Annotated in this window: 11 protein-coding genes; 9 read left to right on the top strand and 2 right to left on the bottom strand. The window is 69.4% G+C overall.

Annotated features, from left to right (window positions below):
* Positions 1 to 63 precede the first annotated feature (63 nt).
* Entirely contained in the window at positions 64 to 2,694 is a 2,631-nt protein-coding gene (locus tag DC347_RS11215; protein WP_109045494.1) for a trehalase-like domain-containing protein, read from the bottom strand.
* Positions 2,695 to 2,903: 209 nt separating this feature from the next.
* Positions 2,904 to 3,899, bottom strand: coding sequence for an LLM class flavin-dependent oxidoreductase (locus DC347_RS11210; RefSeq protein WP_018760701.1), 996 nt, complete (start codon positions 3,897 to 3,899; stop codon positions 2,904 to 2,906).
* 142 nt (positions 3,900 to 4,041) lie between these two features.
* Between DC347_RS11210 and DC347_RS11205 the strand changes: the two genes are divergently transcribed.
* The 9 genes from DC347_RS11205 (at position 4,042) to DC347_RS11165 (ending at position 16,183) form a co-directional block, all read left to right on the top strand.
* Positions 4,042 to 4,914: an aldo/keto reductase gene (locus tag DC347_RS11205; RefSeq protein ID WP_109045493.1), complete on the top strand. Its 873-nt coding sequence runs from the start codon at positions 4,042 to 4,044 to the stop codon at positions 4,912 to 4,914.
* 24 nt (positions 4,915 to 4,938) lie between these two features.
* Positions 4,939 to 5,637 (top strand): type 1 glutamine amidotransferase domain-containing protein, encoded by a 699-nt coding sequence (locus tag DC347_RS11200; RefSeq protein WP_109045492.1) that lies wholly within the window; start codon positions 4,939 to 4,941, stop codon positions 5,635 to 5,637.
* Positions 5,638 to 5,889: 252 nt separating this feature from the next.
* On the top strand, positions 5,890 to 6,870 hold the full coding sequence (locus tag DC347_RS11195) for an ABC transporter substrate-binding protein (RefSeq protein ID WP_109045491.1): 981 nt from the start codon (positions 5,890 to 5,892) through the stop codon (positions 6,868 to 6,870).
* A 126-nt stretch (positions 6,871 to 6,996) separates the two neighbouring features.
* Positions 6,997 to 7,623, top strand: a complete 627-nt coding sequence (locus DC347_RS11190) for a TetR/AcrR family transcriptional regulator (protein WP_109045490.1) — start codon at positions 6,997 to 6,999, stop codon at positions 7,621 to 7,623.
* Positions 7,624 to 7,721: 98 nt separating this feature from the next.
* The gene (locus tag DC347_RS11185) at positions 7,722 to 9,260 is read left to right on the top strand and encodes an aldehyde dehydrogenase family protein (RefSeq protein ID WP_109045489.1); all 1,539 of its coding nucleotides are present in this window, start codon (positions 7,722 to 7,724) and stop codon (positions 9,258 to 9,260) included.
* Positions 9,261 to 10,916 (top strand): GMC family oxidoreductase, encoded by a 1,656-nt coding sequence (locus tag DC347_RS11180; protein WP_109045488.1) that lies wholly within the window; start codon positions 9,261 to 9,263, stop codon positions 10,914 to 10,916.
* Positions 10,917 to 11,061: 145 nt separating this feature from the next.
* Positions 11,062 to 12,636, top strand: coding sequence for an APC family permease (locus DC347_RS11175; protein WP_081624114.1), 1,575 nt, complete (start codon positions 11,062 to 11,064; stop codon positions 12,634 to 12,636).
* A 149-nt stretch (positions 12,637 to 12,785) separates the two neighbouring features.
* Complete coding sequence (locus DC347_RS11170; protein ID WP_051083402.1) at positions 12,786 to 13,343, top strand: hypothetical protein; 558 nt, start codon at positions 12,786 to 12,788, stop codon at positions 13,341 to 13,343.
* Complete coding sequence (locus tag DC347_RS11165; protein ID WP_109045487.1) at positions 13,340 to 16,183, top strand: ATP-binding cassette domain-containing protein; 2,844 nt, start codon at positions 13,340 to 13,342, stop codon at positions 16,181 to 16,183. Before DC347_RS11170 ends, DC347_RS11165 begins: the two co-directional genes overlap by 4 nt.
* Positions 16,184 to 16,500: the final 317 nt, after the last annotated feature.

The following is a 16,500-nucleotide window of genomic DNA, read 5'->3' as shown; positions in this document are numbered from 1 at the left end:
GTCTCGTTTCAGTCTTTTCGGGTCCCTGCTACCTCCACTCTAGGTACCCACGACGGAAGCGGACTACCGCCTGCCCTGGTGTGCGTCCAGGAGCCGGGCGCAGCGGATGAAGCCCAGGTGCGAGTACGCCTGCGGGTGGTTGCCGAGGTGGGTTTCGGTGCCGGGATCGTATTCCTCCGGGAGCAGTCCGGTGGGCCCGAAGAGGTTCACCAACTGGTCGAACAGATCCCAGGCCTCGTCGATGCGGCCCACGGCCACGTAGGCCTCGATCAGCCACGTGGTGCAGATGTGGAACCCGCCCTCCAGGCCCGGCAGGCCGTCGTCGTACCGGTAACGGAACACGGTGGGACCCACCCTGAGTTCGCGTTCGACGGCGGTGACGGTGTCCAGGAAGCGCTGGTCCGTGACGTCCAGCAGGCCCGAGAGCCCGATGTGCAGGACGGCGGCGTCGAGGTCCGGGCTGTCGTATGCCACGGTGTAGGACCTGGCCGATTCGTCCCATCCCTCGCGCAGGACCTCGTCGCGGATGGTTGCCGCCGCCGGCGCCCATGCCGGATCAGGCCGGCGGCCGTGGCGGGCCGCTGTCCGCAGGGCCCGGTCCAGGGTGACCCAGCACATCACCTTCGAGTAGACGTGATGGCGGGCCGCGCGCCGGGCCTCCCAGATCCCGTGGTCCGGTTCGTGCCAGCGGGCCAGGACGGCCGATGCCATCTGCACCATCAGCTCCCAATGGGCGTCCTCCAGCGACCCCTCCCGCCCGCTCAGCGCATGGATCAGTTCGGCAACCGGCCCAAAAACGTCCAGCTGGACCTGGTGGTCCGCCGCGTTGCCGATCCGCACCGGGCGGGATCCCGCGTAGCCCGGCAGGCTGTCGACGACGGCTTCCGTGGAGAGCGGTGCGCCCGTCACCGAGTACAGGGGGTGCAGCCATTCGGGGCCGGGTGCGTGTTCGAGGATGCGGCCCAGCCAGTCCAGGAAACCCGCGGCCTCGGCGGTGGAGCCCAGGTCCACGAGCGCGTTGACCGTCATGGAGCCGTCGCGCAGCCAGCAGTAGCGGTAGTCCCAGTTCCGTGTCCCGCCGATGCCCTCGGGCAGGGACGTGGTGGGTGCGGCGAGGACGGCGCCCGTGGGCTCGTGGACCAGGGCGCGGAGCACCAGGGCTGAACGCCGCACCAGGGAAGGCTTGACGGAGGGCAGGGCGAGGTCCTGCACCCACTGGCGCGATTGCAGGGCCACCCCGGCCCGGCGCTCCGTCTCACCGTCGGGATCCGCAGGCTGCGGATCGGTATCGCCACAGCGCAGGTTCAACACCACGGGGCCGTCCTGCAGGTTCACCGACGCCGTGGCCGTGGCGTGGATGCCGTCCGAGGCGATGCTGAAGCTCACCCCCGGCGCGAACAGGATGATGGGATCCGACGTCCCCACCACATGCAGTTCCTCTCCGCGCGATTCCATGCTGAACGGGGCGTTGGCATAGTCCGGCCTGGGCGCGAAGGTGATCCTCGCGGCGCCGTGGCCGGAGAGCACCCGCACCAGGCTGGTGATGCCGTCCGGGGCGGGCTCCAGGTAGTCGGTTACCGTCACGTCCGCCCACCGGGTTTCGACGATCATGGTGCTGTCCACATAGCGCTGGCCCAGCACCTGGGAGGCTTTGACCGGTTCCACGGAAAAGTGGCCGGCGGCGTCGCCGCCCAGGATATGGGCAAACAGGGATCCGGAGTCCGGCAGCGGGTGGCTCATCCAGCAGATCTTCGCGTCCGGGGTCAGCAGCGCGGTGGAGGAGCCGTTGCCGATCATCGAGTGCCGTTCCAGGCCGACGGCGTCCTCACCGAACAGCCAGGCCCGGCGCAGTTCGAAGAGGAGGGCCAGGACGCGGGCGAAGGCTTCGGGGTCGCGGACGCGGTGCGCGGCGGCGGTCTCCCCGGGCCCGACCCGCAGCCCCAGGTCCGGACCGCGGAGGGTGGCGATGGCCAGTTCGTCGCTGTAGGCGTCACCGGCGAACATGGCGGCGCTGGCGCCGAGCCGGGAGCGGAGGCTTTCCAGTGCCTCCGCCTTGGACGGTTCCACCACGGAGAGGTCCAGCACGGACCCGTCCACGATGAAGAACAGGCCATGGAGGCGGGCGATTTCCCGAGCGGTTTCCGTGACCGATTCCACCACCTCCGGCGGCGCGGGCCGGGTGTGGACGGAAACGGCCACGGGCTTGCGTTCGATCCAGATGCCCTCCTGGAAGCCCACGGCCTCGTTGAGCGCGGCGTTGACCTTGAGCAGGACGGATTCGGTGGCCAGGCTCTGGGCATGTGCGAAGCCCATGTCCGTCTCCGCACCGTGCGACCCGATCAGGTGGACCTCCACGGGCAGCCGGGACACCGCCGCCAGGTCGCGCAGGGACCGGCCGGAAATAATCGCTGCATGCGTGTTCGGCAGGGCCGCCAGGGCGCGGAGGGCGATCGCCGCGTTGCCCAGGGGCAGGATCTCCGTGGAGATGCCCTCAGCCTCGCAGAGCGTCCCGCCGTAGTTGCAGGCCACCAGCAGGGACGGAACCCGGGCAAGCACCTTGAGTTCGGCCAGCAGCGCGGGGGTGAGCCCGTTGTCCGCGGCATCGGACTGGATGAAGGCGCGGAGCATGTCCAACGGGAGCGAGCGGGTGAGCAGCGCGGATTCCGCCACGCTTTGGTTCAACGGCGTAGGCATCCAGGTACCCCTTCAAGGCAGAACCAGGCCGGGAACTCAGCCGCTGGATCGCCTGCGGACTACCGGTTGGTGCCCCGCCCGGAAATCCCAGCAATCCCTGACGGGGCAGTACCCATCTTCAGCCGCGGGGGTTTCCCCGGGGAGTCGCTTTCATTGCGTCCGTGTAAAAGCAGCGGACAGGACCTTCGGGCATCGTGCCCGGCGAAACCTCAGGCGCCCACCCGGGCCAGTCCGGCGGCCTCGGCCAGCAGCTCGACGGAGCGCAGCCGCGCCTCGGTGCCGGTGCTCTGGTGCGCCACGATAAGTTCGTCGGCGTCGGCGTGCTTGCCGAAATCTGCCAGGTAGTCCACCACGGCGTCCGGGGTGCCCACGGCGGAGTAGCGCATCATCTGGGCCACATGCTGTCCTTGCGGGGAGTCCAGGACCATGTCCGCCTCGTCGTCGGTGAACTCCCGGCCGCCGCCGAAGAACAGCGAGACGCGGGCGCGCTTGGTGGCCTGGAACATGGCCTGGGCCTCGGCGGCGGAGTCGGCGGCGATCACGTTGACGCCGGCGATCACGTGCGGCGCGTCCAGCTGCGCGGAGGGCTTGAACTCGCGGCGGTAAATGGCCACGGCATCCCGCAGGGCGGCGGGGGCAAAGTGCGAGGCAAACGCGTACGGGAGGCCCAGCTGCGCGGCCAGGCGGGCGCCGAACAGGGAGGAGCCCAGGATGTACAGCGGGACGTTGGTTCCCTTGCCAGGGGTGGCTTCGACGCCCTGGATGCGGGTGGGGCCGGTCAGGTAGCCCTGCAGTTCCAGGACGTCCTGCGGGAAGCTGTCCGCGGACATCGGGTCCCGGCGCAGGGCGCGCATGGTGTTCTGGTCACTGCCCGGTGCCCGCCCCAGGCCCAGGTCGATCCGGCCGGGGTGAAGGGTTTCCAGGGTTCCGAACTGCTCCGCGATGGTCAGCGGCGAGTGGTTGGGCAGCATGATGCCGCCGGCGCCCAGCCGGATGCTTTCGGTGTGGGCGGCCACGTGCGCGATCAGCACGCTGGTGGCGGAGGAGGCGATGGAGGACATGTTGTGGTGCTCGGCGTACCAGACCCGCCGGTAGCCCAGCTTCTCCGCGCTCTGCGCCATGGCCACGCTGCCCGCGAAGCTCTCCGCCGCCGTCTGGCCTTTGCCGATGGTTGCCAGGTCAAGGATGGAGAGGGGAAGAGTCACGTCAGGTGCCGGCCTTTCAAAAAAACGTTTCGTGGGGCGTGCCCCCGGATGGCGGCGGGCACTTGATGCATAACGACGGCGGGCCCCGGCTTATTTCTGTGAGTTGCGGAATACTCAGCACGCTGATGATGTTGCCGCCCCTATGAGCCAAGATTCAACGAAGCAGCTGGAACTGTCCGCAACGATCGACCTCAAGGACCTGGGAACCGTGCACCGGCTCGGGTTTGGCGCCATGCGCATCGTCGGCGACGGGGTGTGGGGTGAGCCCGCAGACCGCGCCGCCGCCGTGGCCGTGGTGCGCCGCGCCGTCGAGCTCGGCGTGGATTTCATCGACACCGCCGACTCCTACGGCCCCAACATCAGCGAGGAAATCATCGCGGAGGCCCTGCACCCGTACAAGGAGGGCCTGAAGGTGGCCACCAAGGTGGGCTTCACCCGCACCGGGCCCAACAAGTGGATCCCGGTGGGGCGTCCTGAATACCTGCGCCAGCAGACGGAACTGAGCCTGCGGAAGCTGAAGGTGGACACCCTGGACCTGCTGCAGCTGCACAGGATCGACCCCAAGGTGGACGCCGAGGAGCAGTTCGGTGTGCTGCGTGAGCTCCAGGACGAGGGCAAGGTCCGCGCCCTGGGCCTGTCGCAGGTGAGCGTGGCGGAGCTGGAGGCAGCCGGAAAGCACTTCACCGTCTCCACGGTCCAGAACCGCTACAACCTGACCGACCGGTCCTCGGAGGACGTGCTGCGGTACTCGGAGGAGAACGGCATCGGGTTCATCCCGTGGGCGCCGATCTCCGCGGGCGAGCTCGCCAAGCCGGGCGGACCGCTCGATGAAGCCGCCAAGCGCCTCGGCGCCACCACCTCCCAGGTGGCCCTCGCCTGGCTGCTGCGCCGTTCCCCGGTGATGATGCCCATCCCCGGCACCGGTTCCGTGGCCCACCTCGAAGAAAACCTGGCCGCCGCCGGCCTCACGCTCGACGATGAGTCGTACGCCGGGCTCGAAGCCGCCGGCAAGTAGAAACCCAACGACAGGAGAAACACCATGGCAAACATCCTGATGATCGTCTCGGCCGCCGATTCCCTCACCATGAAGGACGGCAGCGAACACCCCACCGGCTACTGGGCGGAGGAGCTGGTGGTCTCCCACCAGACCTTGACCGATGCCGGCAACACCGTCCACATCGCCACCCCCGGCGGCAGGAAGCCAACAGTGGACCAGGTGAGCCTTGCCCCCGAATCGGCCGGCGGCGAGGACCGTGCGCAGGGCTTCCGCGACTACCTGGCCAAGATCGACGGCGAGCTGGCGCACCCGCTGGTCCTCGCCGACGTCGACATCAACGGCTATGACGCCGTGGTGATGCCCGGCGGCCACGGCCCCATGGCCGACCTGTTCAAGGACGCGGACCTGGGCCGCCTGCTGGTGGCAGCCAACAAGGACGGGAAGGTCATCGCGCCGTTCTGCCACGGTCCCGCGGGGCTGCTCAGTGCAACGGACGACGACGGCGGGTTCGCTTTCAAGGGCAGGCGCCTGACGGTCTTCACCAACGAGGAAGAACTCGGCGGCGGCACCGGCGAGAACACCCCGTGGCTGGTGGAGGACGCGCTCAAGGACAAGGGCGCCGTGGTGGAGAACGGGGCCGCCTGGTCCTCCAACGTGGTGCGGGACGGCAACCTCATCAGCGGGCAGAACCCGCAGTCCAGCGAGGACGTGGCCAAGGAAGTCCTGGCCGCGCTCAGCTAACGCCCGGCTGGCAGCGCAGGGCAAGGGGGACCGGTTCGCCGCTCCCCCTTTTGCGTGCCGCGGCACCTCGATGGTGCGTGCCGCGGAGTCCGGGAGCGGCCCGTAATGTGACCGCCGCGGTCCTCCGGTTAACCGCCGTTACGCCCTGTATCTCCGGGTTTCGCGGCCTTTGGTTCCCCTGGCGGGGCTGCCGGATAGTTGCTGCAACGCGAACATTCCGCCGCATCCCCACCCACCTCCAAGGAGGAACCATTGGCCATCAAATCCACGCCGTCCGCCGTCGTGGCGCTCACCGTCGCAGCACTGCTGGGGCTGTCCGCCTGCGCCGATCCGGGCGCCTCGGCGGCGACAGCACCGTCGTCGTCATCAACCGCCAGCGCCGCGGGCAGGACCTTCAACCTGTCGCCGCAGCAGGACCGCTTCCTGGTGAGCAAGGACGCCGCCGCGGCGGCCCTGGTGCCTGAGGCGGTCAAGGCCGACGGCAAGCTCACCGTAGTGACCACGGGCGGCGCGGCGCCGCTGAGCCTGTTCGCCACGGACAACAAGACCCTGATCGGCAGCGAGGTGGACATCGCCTACGCCGTGGGCGGGGCCCTGGGACTGGACGTCGAGGTCCTGCCCGTCGCCTGGGCGGACTGGCCGCTGGGCATCGAATCGTCCAAGTACGAGGCCGTGCTGTCCAACGTGACCGTCACCGAGGCGCGCAAGGAAAAGTTCGACTTCGCCACCTACCGCAACGACTTGCTGGGCTTCTACGCCAAGAGCGACTCCGGCATCGGGGAGGTCAAGGAAGCCAAGGACGTGGCGGGCAAGCGGATCATCGTGGGCTCGGGCACCAACCAGGAAGCGATCCTGGTGCGCTGGGACGAGGAGAACAAGAAGAACGGCCTGGCGCCGGTCCAGTTCCAGTATTACGACGACGATTCCGCCTCAAGCCTGGCCCTCCAGTCCGGACGTGCGGACCTGACCTTCGGACCCAACGCCGCCGCGGCGTACAAGTCCGCGCAGGACGGCAAGACCAAGCAGGTGGGCACGCTGAACGGCGGCTGGCCGCTGACCGCGCAGATCGCCTTCACCACCAAGAAGGGCAACGGCCTGGCGGTTGCCGCGCAGGCCGCGCTGAACCACCTGATTGACGACGGCACCTACGCCAGGATCCTGGACCGCTGGGGCCTCTCTTCCGAGGCGATCCAGAAGTCCGAGCTGAACCCGGCGGGCCTGCCCAAGAAGTAGGCGGCCCGCCGACGAATGGATCCCCGCCGGGTTGTGAGCATGCCGCTTGCGCCCGGCGGGGATTCTTCTGTTTTGGCGGGTATCCGGGAAAGTGCGCTCCGCGCCGGGAGGCAATAGTCTGGCCAGATGGGGACGAATGCCGTGAACTCCGGCGAACAGGTGGACAGGCAATCGCGCATCCTCGAGGCGGCGATGGACCTGCTGTCCCGTCATGGCATCGCCGGGGTGAGCATGCGGTCCGTGGCCCGCGAAGCAGGCGTGGCGCTGGGCCTGGTGAACTATTACTACGATGACAAGACCACGCTGATCCGGGCTGCCCTGCGGCGCGTGGACGAGCACGACCTCCTGCTGGTCGCGCCGGACCCGTCGCTGCCCCCGGACGAGCAACTCCGCAAGGCGCTGCGGCGGGTGGCGGCCAAGGATTTGCTGACCACCCGCTACCTGTCCCTCCGCCTGCACCTGTGGGCCCTGGCCCAGGCCGACGAGGACTACGCCCAGATCAACGCAGTGGCCTTTGACCGTTACATCGACGGCGTCGCCGCGCTGGTGTCCGCCGCCCAGCCCGCACTGTCCTGGGAGGCCTGCAGGGACCGGGCGGCGGACATCGTGGTGATCCAGAACGGCGTGTGGCTGACGGCGCTGCTCGGCGTCGACACGGCCGCCATCCAGCGGAGCATCGAGCGGACGGAGCAGATCGCGTTCGCTCCCGTCCATGACGGAAGCACGGGCAGCGCGGAACTCCGCCCGCACTGAACGACGGGCCGCGGTCACGCCGGCAGCCCCTCAGTAACATTGAACGAGCGTTCAAAAAAGTATTGAACACTCGTTCAAGGTGCATTACTGTCCTTCCTATGACTTACGCCACACCAGCGCGGGAAGCCGCCCAGAGCACTGCACCCGAGGCAGCAGCCACCCTGTTCATCAACGGCGCGTGGGAGCCGGCCGCGTCCGGCGCTGTCCGTGAAATCCGCAACCCGGCCGACGGCGAACTGGTCGCCACGGTCTCCGAGGCCGGCCGCGAAGACGCCGAACAAGCCATTGCCGCGGCCCGCGCCGCATTCGACGCCGGCGTTTGGTCCTCGGTTCCGGCCCCGGAGCGCGGGACCTTCCTGTTGAAGGTGGCCGCCGGGCTCCGTGAACGCCGGGAAAAATTCGCCCGCGCCGAGTCCCTGGACACCGGCAAGCGGATGGTCGAAAGCCGTATCGACATGGACGACATCGCCGCCTGCTTCGAGTACTTTGGCAGGCTGGCCGGGCAGCAGGCGGGCCGGATTGTCGACGCCGGGAACGCCGCCGTGGTCAGCAGGATCGCTTACGAACCCGTGGGCGTCTGCGGCCTGATCACCCCGTGGAACTACCCCCTGCTCCAGGCGGCGTGGAAGATCGCGCCCGCGCTGGCGGCCGGGTGCACGTTCGTCCTCAAACCCTCCGAGCTGACCCCGTCCACCGCCATCCTGGCCATGCAGCTGCTGCAGGACCTTGGCCTGCCGGACGGCGTCGCCAACCTCGTCACCGGGGCAGGCGCTGAGGCAGGCGCACCGCTCTCGGAACATCCCGACGTCGACCTCGTCTCCTTCACCGGCGGCCTGGAAACGGGCAGGCGGATCGCGGCGGCGGCCGCGGGCACCGTCAAGAAGGTGGCCCTGGAGCTCGGCGGCAAGAACCCCAACGTCATTTTCGCGGACGCCGACTTCGACGCCGCCGTGGACAATGCCCTGAACGGCGCCTTCGTCCACTCCGGGCAGGTCTGCTCCGCCGGGGCGCGGCTGGTGGTGGAGGAATCCATCGCAGAACGCTTCGTGGACGAGCTGGTCCGCCGCGCCCGGGAGATCCGGCTGGGCGGCCCGTTCGACGACGACGCCGAGACCGGCCCCTTGATCTCCGCTGCCCACCGGGACAAAGTCAGCGCCTACGTCCAGCGCGGTATCCAGGAAGGCGCACGGCTCCGGACCGGCGGCGAGGCACCTTCCGGAGGGAAGTACGACGCCGGGTTCTACTACCAGCCCACCATCCTGGACCAAGTGAAGCGCGGCATGTCCGTGGTCACCGACGAGGCATTCGGCCCGGTGGTCACGGTCGAAACGTTCCGCACCGAAGACGAGGCCGTGGCCACCGCCAACGACACCATCTACGGGCTGGCCGGCGCGGTGTGGACCCAGGACGCCGGCAAAGCGCAGCGGGTGGCGTCCCGTCTGCGGCACGGCACCATCTGGATCAACGACTACCACCCCTATCTCCCGCAGGCCGAGTGGGGCGGCTTCGGCCAGTCCGGCGTGGGCCGCGAGCTGGGCCCCACCGGCCTCGCCGAGTACCAGGAAGCCAAGCACATCTACCAGAACACCAGCCCCCAGGTCACCGGCTGGTTCGCTGACCACGGCAAGGAGAACTAGATGCACTACGACAACATCGAGGACCTCACCGACCGCGGGTTCGACTACGTCGTCATCGGCGGCGGATCCGCGGGAGCGGCGGTGGCCGCACGGCTGAGCGAGGATCCGGACGTGACCGTGGCCCTCGTCGAAGCCGGCCCGGATGACCGCAATATCCCGGAGATCCTGCGGCTGGACCGGTGGATGGAACTGCTCGAATCCGGCTACGACTGGGACTACCCCATCGAACCGCAGGAAAACGGCAACTCCTTCATGCGCCACGCCCGCGCCAAAGTGATGGGCGGATGTTCCAGCCACAACTCCTGCATCGCCTTCTGGGCGCCGCGTGAGGACCTGGACGAGTGGGAAGCCAAGTACGGCGCCACCGGCTGGAACGCCGACGCAGCCTGGCCGCTGTACCAGCGGCTGGAGACCAACGAGGACGCCGGCCCGGACGCACCCCACCACGGCGACTCCGGCCCCGTGCACCTGATGAACGTTCCCCCGGCGGATCCTGCCGGCGTCGCGCTTTTGGACGCCTGTGAGCAGGCCGGCATCCCCCGCGCGAAGTTCAACACGGGCACCACCGTGGTCAACGGAGCGGGTTTCTTCCAGATCAACCGGCGCGCGGACGGCACCCGTTCCTCCAGCTCCGTCTCCTACATCCACCCCATCGTGGACCGGCCCAACTTCACCCTGCTGACCGGCCTGCGCGCCCGCCAGCTGGTGTTCGACGCGGACAAGCGCTGCACCGGCGTGGACGTGGTGGACGGGGCGTTCGGCCGCACCCACCGGCTCAACGCCCACCGGGAAGTCATTGTGTCCACCGGCGCCATCGACTCCCCCAAGCTGCTCATGCTCTCCGGCATCGGCCCGGCAGCGCACCTGGCCCAGCACGGCATCGACGTCGTCGTGGACTCCCCCGGCGTCGGCGAGAACCTGCAGGACCACCCTGAAGGCGTGGTGCAGTTCGAGGCCAGGCAGCCCATGGTGCAGACCTCCACGCAGTGGTGGGAGATCGGCATCTTCACCCCCACCGAGGACGGCCTGGACCGCCCCGACCTGATGATGCACTACGGTTCGGTTCCGTTCGACATGAACACGCTGCGGCACGGCTACCCCACCACGGAGAACGGCTTCAGCCTGACCCCCAACGTCACCCACGCACGCTCCCGCGGCACCGTCCGGCTGCGCAGCCGCGACTTCCGCGACAAGCCCATGGTGGACCCGCGCTACTTCACCGATCCGGAAGGCCACGACATGCGCGTCATGGTGGCCGGCATCCGCAAGGCCCGCGACATCGCCGCCCAGCCTGCCATGGCGGGGTGGACCGGCCGCGAACTCTCGCCCGGCATCGAGGCGCAGACGGACGAGGAGCTGCAGGACTACATCCGCAAGACCCACAACACCGTGTACCACCCGGTGGGCACCGTGCGCATGGGCGCAGCCGACGACGACATGTCGCCGCTGGACCCCGAGCTGCGGGTCAAGGGCGTCACAGGCCTCCGCGTGGCCGATGCGTCCGTCATGCCCGAACACGTCACCGTCAACCCCAACATCACCGTGATGATGATCGGCGAGCGCTGCGCCGATCTGATCCGGGCCGCCCAAACGGCCGCGGACCGCACGGCCGAAGAGGCCATGGAAGAGAAGGAGCTCACCACGTCCCTCGCCTGAGCGGCAGGACCTCAGGGGGCCGTCTCCCCAACGGCAACGGCCCCCGCCAACGTCATTCCGCCGCACCCCAGGGCGGCCGGTCCAATCGTGCTTTCTGATCCAGGAGTCCATAGTGGAACCCAGCAAGAGTATTGATTCAAGCGGCATGGACGAATTCGGCTACACCCAGACCCTTGACCGGAGCATCGGCAAATTTGCCAGCTTCGCCGCAGGTGTCAGCTACATCTCCATCCTCACCGGTGTTTTCCAACTGTTCTATTTCGGTTTTTCCATGGCCGGCCCGGCGTACGCCTGGTCCTGGCCCATCGTGTTCGTCGGCCAGCTGATGGTGGCCCTGTGCTTCGCCGAACTGGCCGGCCGCTACCCGGTGGCCGGTTCCGTGTACAACTGGGCCAAGCGGCTCGCGTCGGGGACCTCGTCCTGGCTGGCCGGCTGGCTGCTGCTGCTCTCCTCCATCATGGCCTTGGGCTCGGTGGCGCTGGCCCTGCAGATCACGCTGCCGCAGCTCTGGTCCGGCTTCCAGTTCGTCGGTGACGGCACCGGCCCGTACGACTTCGCCATGAACGGCGTGGTGCTGGCCACCATCATGATCACCATCTCCACCCTGATCAACGCGTTCGGCGTGAAGCTGATGACCCGGATCAACAGCATCGGCGTGTTCGTGGAACTGGTGGCCGCCGTGCTGCTGATCCTGGCCCTGGGCTGGCATGTGGTGCGCGGCCCTGAGGTTTTCTTCCAGACCAACGGCTTCGGCGAAGGCCACGACCTTGGCTTCTTCGGCGTCTTCCTGATCGGCGCCATGGCTTCCGGCTACGTCATGTACGGCTTCGACACCGCCAGCTCCCTCGGCGAGGAAACCAAGGACCCCAAGAAGACCGCTCCCAAGGCCATCCTGCGCGCCGTCACGGCATCGTTCCTGCTGGGCGGCGGGATCCTGCTGTTCGGCATCCTGGCCGCACCAGACCTCACCGACCCGCAGGTGGGGTCTCCCGACGGCGGCCTGCAGCACATCGTGCTCTCCGTCCTGGGCGGCCCGTTCGGCAAGGCCTTCCTGGCCTGCATCGTGGTGGCCGTGGTGGTGTGCACCCTGGCCGTCCACGCCGCCGCCATCCGGATGATGTTCGCCATGGCGCGGGACAACAACCTGCCGTTCAGCCGGCAGCTCAGCAAGGTGGATCCCGTCCGCAGGACCCCCACGGTCGCGGCGATCGTCATCGGCGTCCTGGCCGTCCTGCCGCTCCTGGTCAACGTCACGCAGCCGGCCATCTTCACCATCCTGTCCAGCATCAGCATCGTCCTGATCTACCTCTCCTACCTCCTGGTGACGGTTCCCCTGCTCCGCAAACGGTTCCTGAAGAAATGGCCGCTGGCCGACGACAGTTCCGAGCCAGGGTTCTGCCTGGGCAAGTGGGGAGTTCCGGTGAACATCCTGGCGGTCCTGTGGGGTGCCGCCATGACAGTGAACCTGGTGTGGCCGCGCCCGGAGATCTATAACTCGGTGCCGCCGTTCGAGTGGTACCTGCAGTGGGGCGGCGTGATCTTCGTGGCCGCGGTGGTGGTTGGCGGGACCCTGCTGTACCGGCTGAAGATCCGCCACCAGACCGGGGTGCTGGCCGAGCATGCTGCGTCCGTTGCCGCCCATCCGTCGTCCAATGACCCGCGGTACGACGCGCCGGAGGACGCGGTGCCGGCCAACGCGGTCCTGGCAACCGAAAGCTAACAGCACTGAAACAGAACGGCCGACGACGGCGCCCACCCGGGTGCCGTCGTCGGCCGTTGCGCGGGGCCGGGTGCGCGCCGGGCCGAGACGTTGCGTCACACAAGGCGACCGCCTCCGGTTCCCGGCCCGGCACGCCCTACCCTTGACAAGTGACATTGACTAAGACCCGCACCGCCGCCGCGAGCTCCCTCGCCGCCGCCGGCCTCCTGCTGACCCTTGCCGCCTGCTCCACGCCGGCCGCCACCCAGTCCGCTCCCTCCGCATCCGCTTCCACCTCGGCATCGGCGAGCGCCTCTGCCTCCGCCGGGCCCTGCACCGGGGTGAAGGTAGTGGTGGATTCCGCCTCCCTGAAGCAGTCCGCCGCCGACACCTCCGCCTGCGTGCCCGCGGACGGACCCACTCCGGCATCGGACGTGCTGGCCAAGGCCAACGTGAAGATCGAGGGCACCGCCAAGTACCCCACGAGCTTCGCGTGCCGCGTCAACGGCGTGCCCGCTGCGGACTTCGACATCAAGCACAAGGGCGGCAGCACCCGCGAAGCGTGCGATGACAAAAACACGGTCTCTTATTGGGCCCTCTGGGTGAAGCCCGCCGCCGGCGCATGGGCCTACGCGCAGGAAGGCCTGGACACCCTCAAGCTCAGCCCCGGCGAGAGCCTTGAACTGCTCTACACCGTGGACAACGAACCGGCTGCACCCGCGGCATGACCTTCCGGCCCGCGCCGTTGCGCGCAGCAGCGGTTCTCGCTGCTGTGTTCATTGCGGCGCGGGTTCTCTACCGGGTCCTCTTTAACGGGGCGGGTATTGGGGAGCCGCTACTGCTGGCCCTGCCGCCGCTGCGGCTTCCGGCTCCGTACGCCCACGTGGTGTTCCTGGGCCCGGTCACCGCCCCGGGGCTGTGGGCGGCGGTCCTGTCCGCGCTGCCCATTGCCGGGCTGATCCTGGGCTTCGGCCTGCTCAATGCGTGGGTGGATGTGTCCCGCGGATTCGTCCGGCTGGCCCGGGGCGGCCCGCTGCAGGGCGTGGCCCGGATGCTGGTGGTGGCGTGGGCGGCGCTCCCGGCACTCGCCGACGCTGCGGCTTCGGTGCGACTGGCGTTCCGGTTGCGTGGCGAACGCTTTGGGCCGCGGGCCTTGGTGCCCGTCCTGGAGCGCACCCTCGAACATGCCGGCCGGGTTGCGGCGGCCCTGGAGCTGCGCGGCTTCGCGGGCCGGCCCGTACCGCCACCGGCCTCCGGAAGCGACGCGCCGGTGGTGGTCCGGGACGCGCTGTTCCGGGTGGGCGGGGCGCAGGTGCACGCGGCCGGGTTCGCGCCCGCCGGCGGATCCCTCACCGTGATCACCGGGCCCACGGGGTCCGGCAAGTCCACCGTCCTGCGCGGCATCGCGGGGTTGCTCTCCCACGTCGACGGCGGTGGCATCTCCGGCACGGTGCAGGTGGCCGGCCTTGACCGCGCTGCCGTACCGCCGCGGGACACCGCGCGCCTGATCGGCGTGGTCCTGCAGAATCCCCGCGCCGCCTTTGCCAGTACACGGGTCCGGGACGAGATTGGCCTGGCCCTGGAGCTGCGTGGCGTGGGCCGGCCGGCCGCCAAAGCCCGGGTGCTGGAGGTGGCGGAGCGGGTTGGGGTTTCGGCGCTGCTGGATCGGGATCTCAGCACCCTCTCGGCGGGTGAGGCAACGCTGGTGGCCATCGCGGCCGCCGTCGTGGACCATCCCGTCCTGCTCCTGGTGGACGAGCCGCTGGCCGACCTGGATTCCACCGCCAGGGCCCGCGTGACCGCCGTGCTCGGCAGCCTTGCGCACCACTCCGGGGTGTGCGTGATCGTGGCGGAGCACCGTGCGGAAGCGCTGGTCACCGTCGCCGATTCCTGGTGGTCCCTTGAGGGCTGCGTGCTGGTGGCGGGTACGGCCCCAACGCCCGCGCCCCTGCGTCCCTTTGTTGGTCCAGCCACGGCGCCGCCGGCCTCCGCGCCCGTGCTGGCGGCCGTAAACCTGGCCGTGCACCGCGGCGGCACGCCCGTGGTGCGGGAGGCTTCCCTTGCTCTGCATCCCGGCGAGATTGTGGCGCTGGTGGGCCCGAACGGTGCCGGGAAGTCCTCCCTCCTGGTGGCGCTGGCCCTCGGTGAGGGGACCAGCGGTGCCAGGACGGACGACGGCGGCCGGGTGGCGTTGGTGCCGGACGCCTCGGACGACCTCTTCACCAGGGACACCGTCGCCGCCGAGTTGCGGGCGGCGGAGAGGCGCCTGGCACGGGGAAAGCCGGGCCAGCCTGCGGAGCCCGGCTTTGCGGCGTCCCGGCTGGCCCTCCTGCGGGGCAACGCCAGCATGCCGATCGGGCATGAGCATCCCCGGGACCTGTCCGCCGGCGAGCGCAGGATCCTTGCCATGACGTTGCAGACCATGGACCGGCCGCAGGTGCTCCTGATTGACGAGCCCACCCGCGGGCTGGATCCCGCGGCGCGGACGGCGGTGGCTGCGGCGTTGCGGGCGGCCGCGGATGACGGCGCCGCAGTCCTGTTCGCCACCCACGATCTGGAGTTTGCGCACCGGCTTGGGGCCCGGGTCCTGCCGATGCGGGACGGGGTGGCGCCGGCCGCCGTGACAACCGGTGCAGCCGTGACAACAGAAGCTGCCGTTCCCGCGGCACTACCCGTGGCCTCGGCCCGGGCCGCCGGGCGCCGGCCTGACCTGCCTGCCGCGAAGCCGGCCCGCCGCCCTCGAATGCCGCGGGGCGCCGAGCTGGCCGTCCTGGCGGCAGCAAACCTGCTGGCGTTGGCGGCGTTCTGCTGGCCGCTGCTGGCCGCGGCACTGCCGCAGGATGCCGCTGCGGCCACCCCGTACGCTGCCCTGGCCATCGCACCCCTGGCGGCGGCCGCCGTCGTGGTGTCCCTGGACGGCACGGTCCGCTCGTCACACACCGTGGCGCTGCTCGGCGTCCTCGCCGCGGTAGGTTCCGCGGTCCGGGTGGCGAGTACCGGCGTCGGCGGCGTGGAGGCCGTGTTCATCCTGCTGGTCCTGGCGGGCCGCGCGTTCGGTCCGCGGTTTGGCCTGCTCCTCGGCGCCGCCACCATCGCCGTCTCCAGCGTGCTGTGGGGCGGAATCGGGCCGTGGACACCGTTCCAGATGTTCGCCTGCGCCTGGGTGGGTGCGGGAGCCGGGCTGCTCCCCCGCCGGGTGCGCGGCAGGGCAGAGCTGTGGATGCTTGCCGGGTACGGCGTGGTGGCGTCCTATGTGTTCGGCCTGCTGCTCAACCTGTGGTTCTGGCCCTTCGCCGTGGGCAGCGGCACCGGGATTTCCTATGTTCCGGGCGCACCGCTGGGCACCAACCTCGGCAGCTTCCTGCTCTACTCACTGCTGACGTCGACGGCGGGCTGGGACACCCTGCGCGCCGTCACCACGGTCATCGGCATCGCCGTGGTGGGGCGCGCCGTCCTGGTCTCGCTCCGCCGGGTGAAGCCGGTGGCCGGCGCCGCTTCCGGCGCGGACGGCCCCCGGGCCCATGCCTCGTCAGCACACGCCCGGGACCGGCGCCAGCTCACACCGTGACGCAGGAAGGTTGCCTCCAGCCAACGAATTTGTGACACTGTTGTCCTCTGTTCCCCAGTGTTAGGCAGTGTTTTGACGGGCATTTCAGGTTTCGCGACGCAGTCCGCGCGCTGACACTTCCCTGACGCCCCAAGGGCCGGCAAGTTCAGCGCTTCACCCGCTGAAACCACCCGGAGCCCGATGCCGATCCACGGCTTTCTTTCCCCTGCACTGATTTCCTGCCCCGCAGCATACGCCTGCCCATTCCCCGGGCCGCCGTGGCCGCCCACCGCCACGTCCCGTCCGCCTTAGGACCCGCTCCTTTTCGGACCTGACCT

The organism is Pseudarthrobacter sp. AG30, from assembly GCF_003116525.1.
In the GTDB taxonomy this organism is placed as follows: domain Bacteria; phylum Actinomycetota; class Actinomycetes; order Actinomycetales; family Micrococcaceae; genus Arthrobacter.
Note: the sequence above shows the minus strand (reverse complement) of the source record. Positions and strands in the feature narration are given on the sequence as shown.